At 71.0% G+C, this 20,549-nt stretch carries 14 protein-coding genes; 4 read left to right on the top strand and 10 right to left on the bottom strand.

Annotation, left to right across the window (positions count from 1 at the left end):
* Positions 1 to 4: 4 nt before the first annotated feature.
* The 8 genes from dhaK to ACIA5D_RS08820 form a co-directional block, all read right to left on the bottom strand.
* Complete coding sequence (dhaK, locus tag ACIA5D_RS08855; RefSeq protein WP_396029278.1) at positions 5 to 994, bottom strand: dihydroxyacetone kinase subunit DhaK; 990 nt, start codon at positions 992 to 994, stop codon at positions 5 to 7.
* 13 nt (positions 995 to 1,007) lie between these two features.
* Positions 1,008 to 1,745, bottom strand: coding sequence for a DUF2238 domain-containing protein (locus ACIA5D_RS08850; protein WP_396029277.1), 738 nt, complete (start codon positions 1,743 to 1,745; stop codon positions 1,008 to 1,010).
* A 58-nt stretch (positions 1,746 to 1,803) separates the two neighbouring features.
* A complete protein-coding gene (locus tag ACIA5D_RS08845; RefSeq protein WP_396029276.1) occupies positions 1,804 to 3,810 on the bottom strand; it encodes a PIG-L family deacetylase in 2,007 nt (668 codons plus the stop codon).
* Positions 3,811 to 3,838: 28 nt separating this feature from the next.
* The gene (locus ACIA5D_RS08840) at positions 3,839 to 5,914 is read right to left on the bottom strand and encodes a glycosyltransferase family 4 protein (protein WP_396029275.1); all 2,076 of its coding nucleotides are present in this window, start codon (positions 5,912 to 5,914) and stop codon (positions 3,839 to 3,841) included.
* Between the two features lies 1 nt (position 5,915).
* Complete coding sequence (locus ACIA5D_RS08835) at positions 5,916 to 7,448, bottom strand: stealth family protein (protein WP_396029503.1); 1,533 nt, start codon at positions 7,446 to 7,448, stop codon at positions 5,916 to 5,918.
* A gap of 45 nt (positions 7,449 to 7,493) precedes the next feature.
* Positions 7,494 to 9,290: a stealth family protein gene (locus tag ACIA5D_RS08830; RefSeq protein WP_396029274.1), complete on the bottom strand. Its 1,797-nt coding sequence runs from the start codon at positions 9,288 to 9,290 to the stop codon at positions 7,494 to 7,496.
* 239 nt (positions 9,291 to 9,529) lie between these two features.
* Entirely contained in the window at positions 9,530 to 10,663 is a 1,134-nt protein-coding gene (locus ACIA5D_RS08825) for a restriction endonuclease subunit S (RefSeq protein ID WP_396029273.1), read from the bottom strand.
* Positions 10,664 to 10,671: 8 nt separating this feature from the next.
* Complete coding sequence (locus ACIA5D_RS08820) at positions 10,672 to 12,090, bottom strand: N-6 DNA methylase (RefSeq protein WP_396029502.1); 1,419 nt, start codon at positions 12,088 to 12,090, stop codon at positions 10,672 to 10,674.
* Between the two features lie 27 nt (positions 12,091 to 12,117).
* Between ACIA5D_RS08820 and ACIA5D_RS08815 the strand changes: the two genes are divergently transcribed.
* The 3 genes from ACIA5D_RS08815 (at position 12,118) to ACIA5D_RS08805 (ending at position 14,931) form a co-directional block, all read left to right on the top strand.
* Positions 12,118 to 13,347 (top strand): lactate racemase domain-containing protein, encoded by a 1,230-nt coding sequence (locus ACIA5D_RS08815; protein ID WP_396029272.1) that lies wholly within the window; start codon positions 12,118 to 12,120, stop codon positions 13,345 to 13,347.
* 73 nt (positions 13,348 to 13,420) lie between these two features.
* Positions 13,421 to 14,449, top strand: a complete 1,029-nt coding sequence (locus tag ACIA5D_RS08810; RefSeq protein ID WP_396029271.1) for an Acg family FMN-binding oxidoreductase — start codon at positions 13,421 to 13,423, stop codon at positions 14,447 to 14,449.
* Positions 14,446 to 14,931 (top strand): flavodoxin family protein, encoded by a 486-nt coding sequence (locus tag ACIA5D_RS08805; protein ID WP_396029270.1) that lies wholly within the window; start codon positions 14,446 to 14,448, stop codon positions 14,929 to 14,931. The genes ACIA5D_RS08810 and ACIA5D_RS08805 overlap by 4 nt, the downstream gene beginning before the upstream one ends.
* Positions 14,932 to 14,954: 23 nt before the next feature.
* Here ACIA5D_RS08805 and ACIA5D_RS08800 read toward each other — a convergent pair whose 3' ends face one another.
* Positions 14,955 to 16,340, bottom strand: a complete 1,386-nt coding sequence (locus ACIA5D_RS08800; RefSeq protein WP_396029269.1) for a glycoside hydrolase family 6 protein — start codon at positions 16,338 to 16,340, stop codon at positions 14,955 to 14,957.
* 238 nt (positions 16,341 to 16,578) lie between these two features.
* Entirely contained in the window at positions 16,579 to 18,915 is a 2,337-nt protein-coding gene (locus ACIA5D_RS08795; protein WP_396029268.1) for an Eco57I restriction-modification methylase domain-containing protein, read from the bottom strand.
* A 241-nt stretch (positions 18,916 to 19,156) separates the two neighbouring features.
* Here ACIA5D_RS08795 and ACIA5D_RS08790 point away from each other — a divergent pair, with 241 nt between their 5' ends.
* Positions 19,157 to 20,467 carry an L-fuconate dehydratase gene (locus tag ACIA5D_RS08790; RefSeq protein WP_396029267.1) on the top strand — a complete coding sequence of 437 codons (1,311 nt, stop codon included), beginning with the start codon at positions 19,157 to 19,159 and terminating at the stop codon, positions 20,465 to 20,467.
* The last annotated feature ends 82 nt before the right edge of the window (positions 20,468 to 20,549 follow it).

The raw sequence follows: 20,549 nt of genomic DNA, 5'->3' as shown, positions 1-20,549 counted from the left end.
GTGGTCAGACTCCCCACCGCAGCCCGGGCGTGCGCACGGGCGCGTCCCACAGCCGCAGGATCTCGTCGTCGGCCTTGAGCAGGGTGACCGAGCAGCCGGCCATGTCGAGGCTGGTGATGTACGGGCCGACCAGCGACCGCGCGATCGAGACGCCGGCCTTCTCGAGGATCGCGGAAATTTCGGCGTACATGACGTAGAGCTCGATGAGCGGCGTCGCGCCCATGCCGTTGACGAAGGCGATCACGCCGTCGCCGCCGGTGAAGTCGAGGTCGGCGAGGACCGGGGTCACCAGCATCTCGGCCACCTCGGCCGCCGTGCCGATGGGCACACGGCGGCGGCCGGGCTCGCCGTGGATGCCGATGCCGAGCTCCATCTGACCGTCCGGCAGGTCGAACGTGGGCTTTCCGGCGGCGGGAACCGTGCAGGAGCTGAGCGCGACACCCATGCTGCGGCCGTTCGCGTTGACCCGGCGCGCGACCTCGGCGACCTCGGCGAGCGGGCGTCCCTGCTCGGCGGCGGCGCCCGCGATCTTCTCGACCAGGACGGTGACGCCGACGCCGCGGCGGCCGGCCGTGTACAGGCTGTCCTGCACGGCCACGTCGTCGTCGGTGACGACCGCGACGACCTCGGACTCGACAATTTCCGCGGCCATCTCGAAATTCATGATGTCGCCGGTGTAGTTCTTGACGATGTGCAGCACCCCGGCGCCGCCGTCGACGCCCTGGGTGGCGGCGACCATCTGATCGGGCACGGGCGAGGTGAAGACCTCGCCGGCGCAGGCCGCGTCGAGCATTCCCATGCCGACGAAACCGCCGTGCAGCGGCTCGTGGCCGGAGCCGCCGCCGGAGACCAGGCCGACCTTGCCGCGCACGGGCGCGTCGCCCCGGAAGACGACCCGCTGATCGTGGTCGACCCGCAACTCGGGATGAGCCGCCGCCATGCCTCGCAGGGCATCGGCGACCACGCGCCCCGGATCGTTGATGAGCTTGTTCATCGACACCTCCCGGTCAGCGACGATCTGCTACGAACAACCTACGCCGCGTGCGTTGGCCGCCGCTGGACGAAAGTTCGCCACTCGACGAAAGTTCGCCACCGGACGAAAGCCCGCCGGTCGAGCGCCGCCGGACGAAATACGCGACAGCCACCCCGGCGATCGCGCCGAGCGTCGCGATCGCCATGTCCCTGTGCGCATCCCACATGTCGCCCTGCTGGCCGTTGTAGGCCTCGGCGTCCGCGGGCGCGAGCGTCATCGCGATCGCCCACTCGAAAAGCTCGTAGAGCGCGCTGGTCGACACCACGATCTCGACGGCGAGCAGGGCCGCCCATCGCGTCCGCCCGGCGAGCGCCCGGAAGATCACCGGGCCGAAGCAGAGGCCGTAGCTCAGGTGCACGAGCCGGTCGAAGTTGTTGCGCTGCCACCCGAAAGTTTCCGAAATCCGCACCCCGAACAACGCCGATGTCCAGTCGTCGTAGGGCACGAACGAATAGATCCAGCGCGCCGCCACCGAATGCAGTGCGAGAAATATCAAAATCAACAGAAATGACGCGTACGGGAGGGGACGCGCCCGTTGCACCAGGAGCAACGCCACCAACCCGATCAGCGTCAGCGAATGATGCAACGCCTGTTCCGCCGGATGGATCGGACGCCACCAGGTCGCCGTGACCACGACGAAGAAGACGACGAGCGTCCACCGGTAAGAAGTGCGCGCCCCAGCGATCCGTGCCGTTCCCCCGCGACCGGTCATACCTGAAGCCAACCGACCTCGATCGGCAGCCCGATCTCGGTAGTGGCACGAACCGGTATCACACCGCCGTCCAGCCGCCGAACGTGCCGGCCGGATCCGGTCCGGTCGTCCGGCAGACGTGCAATCTGCCGTCCTGGCCGATCACGGCGAGAACCGCGTGCCCGGCCTGATCGATGGCCAGCGCCGGGCCGCCGCAGATCGGCCCCGGGAGCCGCCGCCACCGCGATCCCTCGGCCGGCGCGGGATGGATGGACACGCTGGCCGTCGCGAAGCGGTTCCGCTGGGCCATCACCAGGTCGCCGGCGCCCCGGCCGGGGTTGTCGAGCGCGGCGATCGGGCCGAGGCCGTCGTGGCCGCCGAACTCCGTCGGCTTGCCCGGCCACGTGCCCGGCTCCCCGTGTTCCCGGTACGCCAGCACCGTCCCGGTCCCGGCCTGCCGGAAGAGCAGGCAGGCGCGGTCCCCGGCGGTCCGTACCGCGCGCAGGCCGCCGGTGGCCACCGGGGTGGTCCGCAGCGTGTGGTGCGCGACGAGCGGGCCGCCCTTCTCCACCTGCCGCCAGTGCGCGACGGTGCGCTTCGACGCCACGTACACCTGCACCAGTCCGGCGCCGCTCACGGTGGCCACCGGCACGTCCTGCAGGGGGCCGCCGCCGAGCGGCTCCCACGGTTGCCACCCCTCGGCCGTCTGCCGGCGGAAACTCAGCCCGCCGGTGAAGTCCCGCGCGAAGACCCACAGAAAGCCGTCGGGGTCGACGGTGGCGGCCGGCACGCCGATCTCGCGTTGCTTGCGGCGGTCCGGGTCGGCCGCGTCCGGACCGCCCAGCGACTGCCAGCCGGAAAGCCGGCCACGATCGTCGACGGTGAAGTGCCCGGCGTCGACCTCGATCGTGCCGCGCACGTCGGTGCGGCGCAGGGCCACCACGTGCGCCGGGCCGGAGCCGCCGGACGCCACCGCCAGGGTCGGCATCAGCCCGTGCCCGATCAACTCGGGGCCCTGCCAGGCGCCGGAGCCGGGATTGCGCTCCGACCAGACCGCGAGCCGGTCGCCGAGCACCGCGAAGGCCGCCAGGGCGCCGGACGAGAGCCGGCTGAGCCAGGTGGAGGTGGCGACGTACCGCTGCCCGGTGGTGAGGATGCGGGTGCTGACGTGCGCGTTCTCCCCGAGCTGATAGTCGCCGTGCCCGTACGCGTAGCCGGGGTTTTTGGCATCCGCACCGGCGTACGTGCTCACGTAGCCGGCTTTTTCCTGGTGTATCCGCTTGCTGAGGTTGTAGGGCCAGTACCGGCTGGGGTACGCCCGGTAGTACTCGACCACCGGCGGGCTCGGGTTGTTGTTGCTCACCCGGTGAACGGCCTCGATCGTCAGGCGGGCCGTCGCGGCGTGCTCCGGGTGATCCGCGGCCACGAAGTCGGTACGGCCCCAGTCGTGCTCGGGGTCCGGGTCCAGGGTGCGGATCACCGTCGGGCGATGCCGCTGGATGAGCTCCACCACCGCGGCGACCAGCGTCTCCCGCGAGACCTGCTGTGCCGGTGTGTCGAGGTCCCGCGCCGGCAGCGTGGGAGCGTGCTCGATCTCGCCGTCGAGCAGGGGCGGGAAGGTGTAGAAGGCGCGGGTCTCGCCCTGCCGGTGGGCGAGGTTGACGAAGTAGAGCATCACGTGCGGCGCGGCTTCGAGGGTGTCCCGCTCGACGACGAGGCCGGCCGCCAGCGTGACGGCCTCCTGCCGCCACGGGCCGTCCGCGGGCAGGTCGGCCATCCGGGCGTACGCGCGTCGCAGCCCCACGTGCCGGGCGGTCGAATAACCGGCGTGGTCGGGCGGCGTGCGGCCCCGGTCGGGATCGCGGGTGTCGACGTTGCGGCCGTCGCCCTCGGCCGCCGTGAGCACGACGCCGATCGTCGGCGCCATCGAGGTGATCGCCAGGCGGACACCGGGATTGATGAAGAACAGGTCGTCGTCCGGGTGCGCCACGATGGTCATCGCCGGCCCCGGCCGCCACGGCGCGGGCGCCGGCCCCGAGCGGTCGGGCCCGCCGAGCAACGAGCGCAACCAGGCCTTCACCATCATCCGGTCCTCTCCTGCACCCGCCGCGCGCTCAGATGTGGCGGTCGGTGACGACGAACGACAATCCACTCTGGATGGTCAGGTACGGTGCGATCCGCACCTCGGTGACCGGGCTCTCCTCGTACAGCTCGGGCGGTTGCTCGTCGTCCACGCGCACGGACGGGTAGACGTAGGTGCGCTTGCGTTCGACGACGTCGTCCATCAGCCGGGCGATCGGTATCAGGGTCGCGTCCGCGCCGCGTGACACCGCGGCGTCCCAGTCCTCGTACCGCAGCAGCCGGGCGGCCGCCGGCCGGCCGAGCGGCACGTCGAACCGGAACTGCCCGTCGCCCTCGCTCGTGCCCGCGACGGTGATGGTCTCGAGGTGCTCGCGGCGCGTCAGCGTCAGCACCGGACTGGCATCGCCGAAGCTGCCCGCGACGATCCGGCCGGTCACCGTGATCGTTTCGAGCCCGTACCAGATCTGGCCCAGCTCGGCGTGCTCCTCGCGGTTCCACGCGGCCACCGCGACGAACTTGTCCTTGGTCGCATAGGGCACGTTGCGTGTGAACGGCGCGGTCTCGGCCCCGCCGATCAGGTCGCGGACGTCGAGCACCCCGGCCCGGAGCCGGTGCAGGCGGCCGCGGCGGTCGGCCAGGAACAGGTCCCACCGGCCCTCGGCGAACACCGGGGACTCGGCGGGGAAGGCGGCCGACCACTGCGCCTGGTCTGCGCTGAGCGGGAACCGTAGGGCCTTGGTGACGCCCTCGATGCGGCGGGGGCGGCAGACCAGGTGAGTCATCTGGCGCGGCAGGCCGTGGCCGGGAACGGTGACGACCACCCGCCCGTTCTCCAGCCGGCACGCCGCGACGGGCGAGGTCTCGCGGCGGGACCTGAGGTCGGGCAGGACGCGGAACAGCGCCCGCCCGCCCGAGCGCAGCGTGCGGGCCGGGGCCCGCAGCCGCGCGGCGGCGGTCCGCCGCGGACGGTCGCCCGGCAGGTGCCGCTGGAACAGCTCCTCGTAGCGGGCCGCGATCGGCGCGGGATCGTAGCGGCGGGCGCTCTCCCGGGCGGCGGCGCCGAGCCGGACCCGCAACTCGTCGTCGTTCATCAGGCGGACCAGGGCGGCCGCGATGGCGTCGATGTCGCCGGTCGGCACCAGCAGCCCGTCCACGCCGTCGTCGATGATCTCCACCGGGCCGACCGGGCACGCCGTGCTCACCACGGGCACGCCGCACCGCATCGCCTCGACGATGGTCATGCCGAAGGACTCCTGGTCCGAGGTGACCGCCGCGATCGAGCCCTTCACCCACTCCGCGTCGAGGGGCGCGTAGCCGCCCATCCGGAAGACGTGGTTCTGCAGGCCCAGATCGGCGATGAGGGCGCCGAGCTGGTGGGACTCGCCGCCGCTTCCGTAGATGCGCAGCGTCCAGTCCCGTCGTTCGGTGACGACCTTGGCGAAGGCCCGCACGAGCAGGTCGTAGCGCTTGATCGGGTGCAGCCGGCCGGCCGCCACCACGACCTTGCGGTCACCGCGGGCCGGCGCCACCTGCGGCTCCGGGACGCTGTTCGGGATGGCCAGCACCGGCGGCGCGCCCGCTCCCAGCAGCTCGCGCACGGCGGCGGCGTCGGCCTCGGTGACCGCGGTGACCGCCGAGAGCCGGCGGTAGTGGAGCCGCATCTGTTCGTGCACCGAGGCCGGGATCATGTCCTGCGTCATGTGCTCCTGGGCGACACGTACGCTGCCCGCGCGGCCGAGCCGGGCCACGTAGAGGTTGAGCGCCGAGCGGGTGCCCACCACCACGTCGTACGGGGTGCGCCCGAGGTACTCGGCGACCCGGTCGTCGGTCAGCCGGCTGTAGAACCGGTAGAACTCCTCCTCGACCGGCACCAGCGCCGACATCTCGCGGCCGCCGGGGTCCTTGCTGTCCGCCGTGCCCTTGCGCAGGTCGACGAGGCCCACGACGGAGACCCGGGACGGGATCTCCATCATCGGCCGGTCGAGGCGGCGCAGGATCGACACGATCTCGACGTCGTGCCGGTGCGAGAGCTCGGCGGCCAGGTTGATGACGGTACGGTTCGTGCCGCCGACGCCGTAGACGTTGTGGACCAGGATGGCGATCCGCATGTCAGCCCTGCTTCTCGTACGGGCTCGGCACCGGGAAGTAGCCGTCCAGGAAGGGCCGCAGCACGGCGTCCTGCGCGGCGAGCTCGTCCTCGGTGGAGTAGGCGTCGTTGATGCAGTACGCCTCCCAGTCGCGCCGCTCCAGCGCCCGGGCCAGACGGGCCGCGAGGTCGGGGACGGCCAGCTGGACGTAGCCGTACTTCACCGTTCCGGGCAGCGCCCGGCCACTGAGGAACGCGTAGTGGTGGTAGAGGTTCGAGACCGGCGACAGGTCATCGGTGCTGCGGAAGCGGGACGCCATGGTGGCCGCGTACTCGGCCGGGAACTCCGCCTCGATCTCGGCCATGACGCTACGGCGCAGGGCGTACGGGACGTGCTGGAGGACCTGGGTGGTGACCGGGCCGAACCTCTCCTGCAGCAGGCGGCGGTTGTTCTTGTGCGCGGCGTCGACCGGGGTGTCGTCCGCCCGGACCGGGCCGACCGGCACCCGCCCCTGCGAGAGGAAGAACTTCGACAGCCCGTTGCCCAGGAAGAACGCCTGCGGCACCATCGGGCGGCCGAAGAACATGTCGTCGTTGAGGTAGAGGAAGTGCTCGGCCAGGCCGTCGATGCGGTGCAGCTGGCTCTCGATCGCGTGCGAGTTGAACACGGGCAGCGCTGCCGGGTCGCTGAAGATCTCCTTGTGGCTCACCACCCGGATGTTCGGCTGGGTGCTGTCCAGCCAGGGCGGCGTCTGCTCGTCGGTGACGATGTAGATGTTGCGGACCCAGGGCGCGTTCGCGTGGATCGACCGCAGCGAGTAGCGCAACTCGTCCCGGCTGAGGAACCGGGCCGCGCTGGCCGATTCGGCGTGGTAGGTCTCGCCGGTGACCTGCGCGCGCTTCTGCTGCCAGAGCGGATCGGCGCCGTCGACCCAGGTGTAGACCACGTCGATCGGGAAGGTCACGTCGTCCGGCAGCGTGATGGTCATCTCCGGGCGCGTGCGCACCGCGGGAAGGGTCCGCCCCACCCCCGCGTACCGGGTGAACAGCTCCATCGGCGCCTGGACCGGCGTGCTCTCGCCGGGCAGCGCCCGGCCCACGCGGTTGTGCCGGGGCGCCCACAGCCGGCCGTCCCGCGCGGTTCCCCAGAACTCGATGTCGCAACCGTGCTCCCGGCCGTACACCAGCTTCTGCGTGGGGTCGGTGCGGAACCAGACCAGGCGCAGCACCTTCGCGCCGGCGACCTTGCCCCACGCGCCGTCGTCGGCGCCGTCCAGGAGCACGTCACGCAGCGCGGGCTTGGGCATGATCGAGGCCAGGTATGCGCCGGTCCGCCGGGCGAGGGCGGCGAGCGCGGCGACGACCGCGGCGCGCTCGTCGGCGCGCACCCCGATCACCGGCGCCCGGTCCTCCAGGCCGCGCACCGCGAAGTGCTCGACCCCTGCGGCCTCGAGCGCCTGCGCGACCGCGGTGTGGTTGAGCGTGCACACCCGCAGGGGCGTCAGGCCCGGATGGACGTGCACCGTCCGCGGCGTCATCTGGATGGACATCTCCACCGCGTGCAACGGCTCTCCTCGTGTGGTTTCTCGGTTGTCCGGCGATCAGTTGCGCTGGAGCGTGCCGGCGTGCGGCGTGTACTGGTGCGGGATGACCGCGGTCGTTCCGTTGCGCGCCTGGCGGGCCAGCTCGGTCGCGCTGAACTGCGCGCGCTCGGCGGCCACGTCGTCGGGCAGCTCGAAGGGCGAGCGGAACGGGAAGTACTTCGGGAGGAAGTCGGCCATCATCGCCGCCTGCTCGTCGAGCGCCACGGCCGCCGAGTCGGTGTCGTTGAGGCAGAAGACGTCGCAGTGCCGGCGGGACAGCAGGAACGCGAGCTGCACCGGCGTCGAGGGATGGGCCAGGTCCGCGTACGTGTATTTGATGGTGCCCGGCACCGCGCGCTTGGTGAGGTACGCCCAGTAGTGCTGCAGCGACGACGGGATCGACAGGTCGGCCGGGTGCCGGAACTGGTGCTCGGCGGTCTTGCCCACCACGTCGGGCAGCCACTGCTCGATCTCCTCGAGCACGCTCTTCTGCAGCGGGTACGGCACGTGCTGCATCTTGCGGGTGATGGTGCGGTCGAACAGCTCCTGGATGTGCCGCCGGTTGTTCTTGCCGGCCGCGGTCACCGGCGCGTCGAAGACGGTGGCCGGCCCGGCCTCGAGCTGCGCCGTCGACGGGAAGAACTTGGCGAGGCCGTTGGCGTGGAAGAACGCGGTCGGCAGCACCAGCCGGCCCAGGAACATGTCGTCGTTGAAGTAGACGAAGTGCTCGGACAGATCCGGGATGCGGTGCAGCCGGGACTCGATGGCGTGCGAGTTGAACGTCGGAAGCTTGCCGGTGTCGCCGAACAGCTCGCTGTGCCGGATGACGGTGAGCCACGGGTCCTGGTCGTTGAGCCACGGCGGCAGCTGGTCGTCGGTCACCAGGAAGATGTGCCGCACCCAGGGCGCGAACGACACGATCGAGCGCAGCGAGTAGCGCAGCTCGTCCCGGCTGATGAAGCGCGACTGGTTGGTGGCGATCGTGTTGATCTGCTCCTGGCCGACCGCGGCCAGCGAGGCGTTCTTGCGCTCGAGCCAGTCGTGGTCGCTGCCGTCGACCCAGGTGTAGACCACGTCGATCGGGAAGCGGACGTCCTCGGCGGGCATGCCGGCGAACTCGCTGCGGGTGCGGTAGCGCGGCCGGGTGTCGGTCGGCGGGAGGATCGGGTTCAGCGCCACCGCGGGCGCCTGCACGTACTCGGCCTCGGCGGGCAGCGTGGTCGCCACCTCGTTGCGGCGCGGGCCGACGATCGCGTCCGGCGCGCCGCCGGCGCCCTTCACCGTCCGCCAGAACTCGATCTCGCACGCCGTGCCGCTGCCCAGCACCGTGGCGCCGTGCGGGTCGGTCACCGGGAAGAAGACCTGGACGCCCGTCTTCCCGATCCGGCTGGGGCGGAAGCCCTGGTCGGTCGCCTCGCCGGTGCGGATCCGCGCGCCGGCGAGCCCGGCGTCCGCCCGCAGGGCCTCGAGCGTGCGCTCCCGGTCACGCCGGTGCACGGCGAGGGAGCTGTGCAGCCGGTCGCTGGGCGGGCGCAGGCAGAAATAGTCGATGCCGGCCCGGTCGAGGACCGTGGTGACCGCGGTGAGGTTGCGGTGCCACGCGACTGCGGGCGTCGTGTCGAGCTCGACCTTGGCGTGGATCGTGGCGCCGGCGTCCCGTGCCTTGATCAGCGTGCCGGCGGCCGCCGGGCGGGCCTGCGAGCGCTGCCGGGTGAGCCGGCGGACCAACCACAGTTGTCGATGCGGCGGAAGCACCTGCACCAGCCGCAGCCTGTAGTCCTTCGGCAGCAGCCGGTAGAACCGCAGGGCGATCACGCCTCGCTCCTCGCGGGCCGCACGGCCCCTGAGCAGCCCAGATCACGTCCCTCTATGCACAGCATCGACTTACATCCCCGTTTCGCCTAGCAGCACGGCGCGATCGACCACGTTCACGTCTATCGGTCGCCGTAGCGGATGCAGGGTAACGAACCCATGAACCCGAGACAATCTCAAGGTTGCGTAGCTGGAAGGTTTCCGAACTTTTCTCGCCCGATGAGCGGCCGTTTGCCCCTTTTTCAGGCGCCGCAGATCTCGTGAATCGACAAATTTCGAGACAGCAATCGGGGCAAAAGGTAATCGCGCAGGCCGGACAGGGAGGCGTTCTCCTCGGCCAGCCGGTCACGCAGCGCGAACAAAGAACGGACACCCTGGGTGAATTCGGCGATTATCTCGGAGGGCGGCAGGAGTACCGGAACCGCCAGGGCGTGCGATCGATTGAGCCCGGGAACGGCCGAGTCCTGATTCATCCGGTCAAGACCCAGATTCAGCAGCATATGGTACGCATACACAAAACTCAGTTTTTCCGATTTTATATGCACATAATAGGTCGTGTCGATCGGGAAGAACCCCGCCGCCGACCAGTGGACCGAACCGACCGTGCCCTTGCGGCCGACGATCACGCCCGGGCCCGCGACCAGGGGCGTGTCGTGCATGCCGAGCCGGCCGCCGCTGCCGAAGACGGGCACCTCGCCGGGGCGCCGGAGCCTCGCCGGCAGCGCCCGGCCGTAGACCAGGTCGAGAACGTCACCCAGCCGGGCCTGTGCGCTCGCCTCGGCCTGCGCCCGCGCGAACTCGGCCGCGGCCAGGTCATGGGCGGTGCGCGCGGTCGCCGCGTTGGCCGCGATCTTGTCGTCGAGGGCGCCGAGAACCTCGGCGATCGCCACCTGATCGCGCAGCGGGGGGATCACTATCGGCAGGGCGGCGAGGATGCCGAGGTTGATGTGCGGCACCCCGGTCGTGATGGCGCAGTTACGGATCGTGTCGACCATGGCCCGCGATCGGAACTGGTAGTAAACGAAACGAGGGTCGGCCTCGGCGGGGTCGACGCGCAGCCGCATCTGACTCTGCGAAATCACGTAGTTGTCATATTTCGCGGGCACGATCCCGACTTGGCCGAGCGTGCCCCGCTGGGTGAAGACGACATCGCCGGGCCGGGCCCGATTGCCGGCCAATTCTCGCGCTTTCTCCGGCGTCACGAAAACGAATTCGGCGGGGTCGAAATAGCCGTCCGATCCCAGATTCACGCCGCGAATGACCGGGACGCCGGACGCGACGTAGTCCTTGCCGCCCAGCGAGGACCCGAACGGCCCGCCGACCAGCCCCTTCGGCGCGGCCACGTCGCGCAGCGTCCCGGTCCGCCAGTCATCCATTTCGCCAGTCATCCATCCAGCCGCCCGAGCTGCTCGCGCACGACGGCCTCCAGCCGGCCGGACTCCTCGAACCGGGCGTAGAGCTCCTTGGTGAGCCGCTCGATTCTCTCGGCGACCGGCTCGTCGTCCGCCCGGCTTTCGGCCGCGCCCACATAGCGGCCGGGGGTGAGCACGAAATCCTGCGCGGCGACGTCCGCGGTCGTCGCCGCGAAGCAGAACCCCGGCACATTTTCGTACTCGTCCTTGCGCCAGGCGTGGTAGGTGTCCGCGATCCGGGCGATGTCGGCCTCGGTCAGGACCCGCTCGGTGCGATCGACCATCGTGCCCATCGCCCGCGCGTCGATGAACAGGATCTGCCCGCTCCGATCGCCCTTGTCGCGGGCGAGAAACCAGAGGCAGGCCGGGATCGCCGTGGTGCGGAAGAGGTTTCCCGGCAGCGCCACCATGCAGGCCACCAGGTCGTCCCGGACGAGGGCAGCCCGGATCGCGCCCTCCCCCGACTGCCGCGACGACATCGACCCGTTGGACAGGACGACGCCCGCGCTGCCCCGGAGTTTCGCGGCGATGTGCTGAAGCCAGGCGAAGTTCGCGTTGCTCAGCGGCGGCACGCCGTAGACCCAGCGCGGGTCGGCGGGATCCCGCTGCCAGTCCGACTGGTTGAACGGCGGGTTGGCGAGGATGAAGTCGGCGCGCAGCCCCGGGTGCAGGTCGCGGGCGAACGTGTCGGCCCACGTCTCGCCGAGCCCGCCCGGGTCCATCCCGTGGATGGCGAGGTTCATCTTCGCGAGCCGCCAGGTGCGCTCGTTGCTCTCCTGCCCGTGCACGGCGACATCGCGCCCGCGAAACTTGGCGGCCTGCACGAACATGCCCCCCGACCCGCAGCACGGGTCGTAGACGTCCCCCTCGCCGGGCTCCAGCATCTCGACGAGCAGCCGCACCACTCCCGCGGGCGTGTAGAACTCCCCCGCCCGCTTTCCTTCGGCGCGGGCGAATCGCTCGAGGAAATATTCGTAGGCCTCTCCCAGCACGTCCTGCGCCGGCCGGTCACCGTCCTCGGTGAACCGCGCGTCCCCGATCAGCTCGACGATCTCGCCGAGCCGCTTCGGGTCGACCTTGCCGAACACCTTGGGCAGCACCCCGGCGAGCGCCGGATTGTCCCGCATGACCGCGTCCATCGCGGCATCCAGCCGCTGCCCGATCGCCCCGCCCCCCGCGGCGAGGGTCGCCCACCGCACCCCGAGCACCCGGGCGTCCGACACGTACTTGAGGAAGACGAGCCCGAGGATGAACTCCCGATACTGCCCGGCGTCCACCGACCCGCGCAGCTTGCCGGCCGCCCGCCACAGGATGTCCTGGATCTCGCGGGTGCTGGATGCGCGTGCCGGCATCCGCACAGGCTGCCACAGACCTCGCTTTCTTTGCGGGATGGCTGATGGTGGCGGAGAGTTTCTCTCATGGGAGACACCATCGGCGCCGCGGATCAGGTGCTCGACGACGCGACCGTGCGGGATTTCGTCATGGAACGGCTCAGCGGGGCCGGCCTCGACGGGAAGTCGGTCTGCGTGATCGTGCCGGACGCCACTCGTAGCTGCCCGCTGCCGTTGCTGCTGGGCGCGGTGCACTCGGCGCTAGCCGGCCGGGCCTCACGGGTCACCGTGCTGGTGGCGCTGGGCACGCACGCCCCGATGAGCGCGGCGCACCTCGCGAAACATCTCGGCGGGCCGTATCCGGGGTTCGACGTGCTCAACCACGAATGGTGGGTGCCGTCGGCGCTGGTCTCCCTGGGACACATCTCCGCCGAGCGGGTGGGCGAGCTCTCGGAGGGACGGATGCGGCGGGCCGTCGACGTCACGCTCAACCGAGCCGTGGTCGACCACGACGTCTGCCTGGTGGTCGGGCCGGTGTTCCCGCACGAGGTGGTGGGTTTCTCGGGCGGGAACAAGTACTTCTTCCCGGGCGTCGCCGGCCAGGAGATCATCGACTTCTCGCACTGGCTGGGGGCGCTGATCACCAGCGCCGAGATCATCGGGACCCGCGGGATCACGCCCGTCCGTGCGCTGATCGACGAGGCCGCGGCCCTGATTCCCAGCCGCCGGCTGGCGTTGTGCCTGGTCGTGCAGTCCGGCACGGGCGCCCTGCACGCGGCCTCCTTCGGCCCTCCCGACCAGGCCTGGGCGGCCTGCGCCGACATCTCGGCCGAGACTCACGTGCGCTACCTGGACGCTCCCGTTCGCCGGATCCTGTCGATGATCCCCGAGAAATACGACGACATGTGGACCGGCGCCAAGGGCTTCTACAAGGTGGAGCCGGTGGTCGCCGACGACGGCCAGGTGATTCTGTACGCCCCGCACATCACCCGCATCTCCGAGATGCACCCCGAGATCGAGGAGATCGGCTACCACTGCCGCGACTATTTCCTGAAGCAGTGGGACAAGTTCTCGCACCACCACTGGGGCGTCCTGGCCCACTCCACCCACCTGCGGGGCGCCGGCGCCTGGGACCCGGAAACCGGCGAGCACGACCGGGTCACCGTCACCCTGGCCACCGGAATCCCCGAGGACGTCGTCCGCCGGGCCAACCTCGACTATCTCGACCCGGCCGACGTCGACATCGAGGCCCTGACCGCCGACCCCGGCACCATGGTGATCCCCCAGGCCGGCGAGGTCCTCTTCCGCCTTCGCTGACCGCGCCGAACGTCCCGGGCCGTAGGGTCCTCGGGCCCTGCCCGGCGCCGGGTCGCGGCGCGAGGCTGGGGGTATGAACTCCCTGGTCGACGTCGTCCGGTTCGCGGGGCTCGCGCCCTCGCTGCACAACAGCCAGCCGTGGCGGTGGCGGGTCGCGTCGGAGCGTGCGCTCGAGCTGTTCCTCGAGCGGCGCCGGGTGCTGCCGGCCACCGACCCCGACGGGCGGCTTGCCGTGCTGAGCTGCGGGGCCGGGCTGCATCACGCGAGCCTGCAGCGGGCGGCCGACATCGCGCGGCTTCCCGACCAGGACGATCCGGACCTGCTGGCCCGGCTGACCCTCCGCGACGGCGTCCCGGTCGATGTGGACTCGGCGCGGCTCGCGGAGGCGGCGCTGTGGCGCCGCACCGACCGGCGGGTCACGCTGGGCGAATCGGTCGACCTTCATCGGGTACGCAGCGTGCGCGCGGCCGTGCTCGCCCGCGGCGCCGATCTCAGCGTCGTGCGCCCGGACCAGATCTTCGAACTGGCGGCGGCCGCGTCGGCGGCGGTGGAGAGCGAGGCCGCAGAGAGCGCCTGGCGCGACGAGGCGGCGGTCTGGGTCGGCGGCTCGAGGGTCTCCGGCGTCGGTGTCCCGTCGTCGGCGTTGCCGCCGGGGTTGCCCACGGGGTTGCCGCCGGGGTTGCTTTCGGGGCTGCCGCCGGGGTTGCTTTCGGGGCTGCCGCCGGGGTTGCTTTCGGGGTTGCCGCCGGACACGGCGATCACGTTGCCGGCGCTCGCTCTGCGCAAGGCCGAGGCGGCCGAGATCAGGGGGTCGCTGCGCCGGGCCTGGGTCTTCGCGGTTCTGCACACGACCGGCGACACCCGGCTGGACTGGCTGATCGCGGGCGAGGCGCTGTCCGCGGGATGGCTCACCGCCACCGACCTCGGGCTGGGCGTGCTGCCGCTCAGCGTGGTCACCGAGGTGGCCCGGAGCCGGGATCGGATTCGCAAACTGCTCGGCTGGGCCGGCTACCCGCACCTGGTGCTGCGTTTCGCGGCGGCCGGGGTCGCGACGGCGCCGGCCACGCCGCGCCTGCCTCTGGAAGGGATCGTGCGGAGATGAAAGCCCTGGTGGTCTACGAATCGATGTTCGGAAACACCGCGGCGATCGCGCGGGCGATCGCGGAGGGCCTGGCCGGCGGGTACGAGGTGACGCTCGCCGACGCCGCGGCCCGGCCGTCGGCGGCGGGGGTGGATCTGCTGGTCGTGGGCGGACCGACGCACGCGCTGAGCATGAGCCGGCCGGCCACGCGCGCCGACGCGGTCAAACAGGGCGCGTCGGAGCACAGTGGCGGCGGCCTTCGCGAATACCTGGACGCCTCCCCCGGGCTTGCGGGGCTCGCGGCGGCCACGTTCGACACGAGGATCGACACCCGCTACCCGACCGGGTCGGCGGCCCGGAAAGCCCGGCGAAAGTTGCGCCGGCTCGGCTGCCGCGTGGTGGCGCCGGCGGAAAGTTTCCGCGTCTCCGGCACAGCCGGGCCGCTGCTCGACGGCGAGACGGCACGGGCGAGGAAATGGGCGGCCGGGCTACGGGTCGCGTAGCCCGGCCGCCAAGAAACTTTCGGTCAGCGGGACGTGCAGGTGATGGCCGGCGTGGACGCCGTGCCGTTGGCCAGGAACCCGAACTGCGCGGTGGCGTTCGAGGCGAGGGCGCCGTTCCACGAAACATTGCGGACGGTCACCGTGGGCGCGCCGGAGACGAGCTCACCGTTCCAGATCTGCGTGATCGATTGGCCCGAGCCGAGCGGCCAGGTGACCGTCCAGCCGGTGATCGCGGCGCTGCCGGCCTTGACCGTGACCATGCCCTGGAAGCCGCCCTGCCACACGCTGGCGGTCTGGTAGGTGGCGGAGCAGGCCCCGGCCGGCGCGGTCGTCGGCGGGGTGGTGGGCGTGGTCGTCGGCGGTGTGGTGGGCGGGGTCGTCGGCGGTGTGGTGGGTGTCGTCGTCGGGACGGTGGTGGGCGGGGTGGTCGGCGGGTTCGGTGCGCTGCTGGCCAGGCTGTACGCGAGATCCGGCTGGAACGACCCCGCCGCGTAACGGCAGCCGTCCGCCTCGCCCGGCGGCTTCACCCACAGATACGCGTCGATGTTCGCGTCGCCGGTATTGGTCGTCGGGTACTGGCCGATCCGCCGGTCGGTGTTGTCGTCGCCGCACCAGTCGCCGGACGCGCCACCGTTGCGGCTCGTGTCGATGACCTGGCGCTTGCCGTTGACGCCCTGGCCGGAAAGGGAGGACAGGATGCTCCGCCCGTACGCGGCCTCGGAATTTGTGGGGTTGAAGTTGGAAACGTTCGTGTAGAAGCCGTCGGCGTTGGCGACCCCCGCGGCGACCAGACGCCCGGCCTGGTCGCCCGCGCTGTTCCACGTGGAGTGGCCGGCGTCGAGGTAGACCTTCGCGTTCGCGTTGGCCGCCTTGAGCGTCTGCGTGGCGGTGCGCAGGGCCTGGTCGCGGGCGGTCTTCTCGCTCGCGCTCAGGCAGGTCTGCAGGGCGATGGAGTCGGGCTCCAGCATGATCAGGACGGTGCTGCCGCCGAGGCCGCGGGAAATGTTTCCGATCCACGTCTGATAGGTGGCGAGGTCGGGGGCGCCGCCGGCGGACGCGCCGCCGCAGTCCCGGTTGGGGATGCCGTAGAGGGTGAGGGCGGGGATCTGGCCGGCCGAGTTGGCTGCGCTCACGTAGGTGGAAACCTCGGCCTGGACGGTGCCGAGGTTGAACGAGGACAGCCACCGCGAGGCCGGCTGGCTGGCGACCTTGTCGCGGATCACGCCGACGCGGGAGTCGCCCGGGTTGGCGGCGACCCAGCGGGCGACGGCCGTGTTGGGGTCGCGGTAGAGGGCGCCGCTGACGGTGCCGGCGCTGGCAGTGCCGGTGGAGACCCACACGCCGGTGGCGGCGGTGAGGCAGGCGACGGTGGCGATGGTCAGGCGCCTGGTAGCGGGGAGAGGAGGCATGGGGAATCCCTTCCAGAGACGACGGTCTATGGGAGCGCTCCCAACGTAGCCTGCCGGAAATGTTCCGGGCAACACATCTGGACACCCGTTTGGGTGAGGGTCTGGTTGAGCGGACCGGCTGCCTCGCCCCGGCTGCCGCGCCCGGTGCAGATCTTGACAGGTGGCGGTTCGCCGCGAACTGGAACTCATCAGTGTTAGCCAAGCTCGTTCAACACCCGGTCGATATAGGCGGATATCGCTATCGGCACTGATTGAGCTCGAGCAGCCGGTCGAGGATCTCGCGCCGGGCCGCGGGGCCGACCGTGTACCGGTTCTCGTGGAAGCCGTGATCCAGGAGCAGATCACCCCACCCGTACGCGTCGGCGACCGCGAAATCTATCTCCCGGTGCAGTTCCCGCAGCCTCGCGATGTCGGCGTCCCCGCATCGGGAGTCGAAAACCCGGTTGTACGTGGCGGTGAGGCCCGCGCCGCGGCTCAGCATCACGTCGCGCCGCTCGAGGTCGAGCCGTGCGCCCAGCTCGCGAAGGCGCGAGGTCAGCACGGGCAGCGGGAAAGTCTCGAAGGCGTCCGAGGGCGTGTAGCGCAGCGTGGTGCCGAGCGTCGATGCCCGCCGGGCGGCCCACGAGTAGTGGTGCGAGCCGGACAACAGCGCCAGCATGGCGGTGTCCTCGGTCGCGAACACGCCGAGCATGTGCGAGAAGACCTGGCCGGTCGGCACCATCGCCGGCATCACCGACTTGCCGACCAGCGTGATCGCGACGACCCGCTCGAGATCCGCGATCGCCCCGCGCAGGCCGGGCGCAAGTTTCTCGTACTGCCACCATTTCTCGCGGGTGGCGCGTTTCGCGTCGGGCAGCGCGTCGCGGGCCGGCTTGACCAGGCGCTCGACCCGGGCGAGGCAGGCCCGGTAGGCGGCGGCCCGCTCGAGCGGCCAGCCGTGGAAGTCGATGATCCAGCGGCTCGCGGCCTGCCCCGGATGGGTGTTGAAGTCGCGGCCGTTCAGGTAGCGGTGGACCACCTCGGCCGATCGGGGCTCGGCCGCGAGCAGCGCGTCGTGCTCCTCGTCGGACAACACGAAACCGATGCCGTTGACGAAGTTGCCGATGTACGCGATGCCGGCGCTGCCGCGCAGGCGTTTCGGGGTGCCGGAGACGCGCGACGCGGGCTCGAGCGAGGACGTGATCGCGGGGATCTCCGCGGCCGGGCGCACCTTGCTGGTCCAGGCGACGCAGTACTGCAGGGCGGCCGAGCGGGACGGCCAGCGGCGGCTCTTCACCGCGCGGGTGATCGTGACGCCGCGGGCGACCAACTGGTCGAGGCCGACCTCGCGGGTGTCGCCCTGGGCGAGCGTGTTGGTGCCGATCAGCCCGGTCTGCCCGGTCGCGTTGAGCAGGCTGTGCGCGCGCAGCGCGAAATAGGCGATGAGGTCGGCGTTGCCCTTCACACCGCGCCCGACCACGTCGACGAGGTATTTGCGGTAGGCGGGGCCGTGGGCGCCGCTGATCCGCTTGCCGCCGAGGAAGGGCGGGTTGCCGACGATCGCGTCGAAGCCGCCGTTCGCGAACACCTCGGGAAACACCAGTGGCCAGTGCAGCGGCCGGCGGTCGAAGCCGCCCACGCCCCCGCCGGCCCGCGCGTCGCGCTTTCCCCGCACGTCCGCGGGCTTGATACGGGCCAGGGCGGCGGCGGTGACCAGGTCGGCGTGCTCCTCGTCGGCGGGCGACCCGCCGAGCTCGGCGAGGCCGGCGATGCCCAGCAGGGAGTCGCCGGCGACCAGGCGGTCGTCGAGGAACGTGAAGGGGCGTTGCTCGTCGCCCGCGACCAGCCACAGGGAAAGTTTCGCCATCTCGACGGCCATCGGGTTGACGTCGGCGCCGTAGAGGCAGCGCTCGACCACCAGCTTCTCGGGCACGTAGCGGCCGAGGTAGCGGGCCGCGGCGACCAGGAACGCGCCCGAGCCCATGGCGATGTCGGCCACGTTGAGCGCGAAGATCTCGCCGGCGGGACGGCGGCGCCATCGCGCCGGGTCGGTGGTCCGCAGCGGCCCGGGGTCGTGGATCAGCGGGGCGAGCGCGTGTTCGACGATCTCGTCGGCCAGCTCGCGCGGGGTGTAGTGCGTCCCGGTGGTGCGGCGCAGCGCCGAGGCGGCCACCCGGGCCGAGCCGTCGTCCGCCCGGCAGCCCTCGAACGAGAGCAGCCCCTCGTAGATGTACCCGATCTCCTCGACCTCGCGGAGGTCACCGACCCGCAGCAGCTGCGCCACGACATGGCCGGGGACCTCGGCCGGCAGCCACGGCAGCCGGGCCGGATCGAACAGCGACCCGCCGTGGCCACGGTGCACGGCGTCGAACACGGCGATCAGGTCGCGCCAGGAGGCGACCCGGCTCGTCCCGTACGCGATCAGGAGACCGCGACGCTCGGCGAACCGCAAGAAAACGATGCGCATCATCACGACGACCGCGCCTCGATGAATTTCGCGGGCCTCGACCTCCGGGAGTGGCCCGAACGCGCCGACCAGGGACGCGACCGCCTGGCGCGCCATGTCAGCGGCGACGACTTCCGCTCGCTGAAGCACCCCCGCAGTCTAGGGTCGCGATTCAGACCTGCCGAGAGAAACTTTCGAGCACGACCGGCACCGGCGGGTCAGGACGCCGGCGACCGGGCCGCGCGGAATGCGGCCGGCCAGGCCCACCTCACCTCCGGCTCGACCTCCCGCCCGGCGTACCCGGTGTGGCGGAGGCTTTTGTGGCCCCGCGTCTTGTCTCGGCGGAGTCCGGCTGCTAGACATCGGATGTATGGAGCGGGATGAGGTCGTTATGCCGGGCAGCGCGAGGACGAAGCGGCACAGTCATCGGATCACGGCGGTCGAGACGCACGACATCCGGTTTCCCACATCGCTGGAGCTCGACGGCTCCGACGCCATGAACCCGGATCCCGACTATTCGGCGGCCTACGTCGTGCTGCGCACCGACGACCCGGCGGGCCACGAGGGGCACGGTTTCGCGTTCACCATCGGGCGCGGAAACGACGTGCAGACGACGGCGATCGCGGCGCTGAGGCCCTACCTGGTGGGGCGGCCGGTCGACACCGACCTCGGCGACCTGTGGCGCGAGCTGGTGCACGACTCGCAGCTGCGCTGGCTGGGGCCCGAGAAGGGCGTCATGCACATGGCGATCGGCGCCGTGATCAACGCCTTCTGGGACCTCGCGGCCAAGCGGGCGGGCCTGCCCCTGTGGCAGCTGCTGGCCCGGATGTCGCCGGAGGAGATCGTCGGCCTGGTCGACTTCCGCTACCTGACCGACGTGCTGACGCCGGACGACGCGCTCCGCATCCTGCGGGACAAGTCGGACAGCCGGCCGGCCCGCGAGGCCGAGTTGATCAAGGTGGGCTACCCGGCCTACACGACGTCACCGGGCTGGCTCGGCTACGACGACGAAAAGTTGCGGCGGCTGTGCAAGGAGGCCATCGACGACGGTTTCCGGCAGATCAAGCTCAAGGTCGGCGCCGATCTCGAGGACGACATGCGCCGGATGCGGATCGCCCGCGAGGTCTGCGGCCCCGACATCCGGATCGCCGTGGACGCCAACCAGCGCTGGGACGTTCCCGTGGCCATTGAGTGGATCAAGGCGCTGAGCCCGTACGACCCTTGGTGGATCGAGGAGCCGACCAGCCCGGACGACATCCTCGGCCACGCGACCATCGCCCGCGCGATCGAGCCGATCCGGGTCGCGACCGGCGAGCACGTGCAGAACCGCATCGTCTTCAAGCAGCTCCTGCAGGCCCGCGGCCTCGACTACCTGCAGATCGACGCGGCCCGGGTCGCGGGCGTCAACGAGAACATCGCGATCCTGTTGCTGGCGGCCAAGTTCGGCGTGCCGGTCTGCCCGCACGCCGGCGGCGTCGGCCTGTGCGAGCTGGTGCAGCACCTGTCCATGTTCGACTACGTCGCCGTGTCGGGCTCGATGGAGAACCGCATCATCGAGTACGTCGATCACCTGCACGAACATTTCGTCGATCCCGTGGTGATCCGCGACGGCCGCTACACCGCCCCGGCGGCCCCCGGGTTCGGCTCGACCATGCGCCCGGAGACCCTCACGACGTACGCGCACGTGTCATCGGATGGATGATGCGGAAATTCACGACGATCCCTTGATTTCGGGCGCACAACACTGGTAAACATCCGATGTATTGCAGGCATGTTACCGATCC

Origin of the sequence: Actinoplanes sp. NPDC051513 (assembly GCF_044454685.1) — a bacterium.
Classification (GTDB): domain Bacteria; phylum Actinomycetota; class Actinomycetes; order Mycobacteriales; family Micromonosporaceae; genus Actinoplanes.
This window is presented reverse-complemented; position numbering and strand designations above follow the sequence as displayed.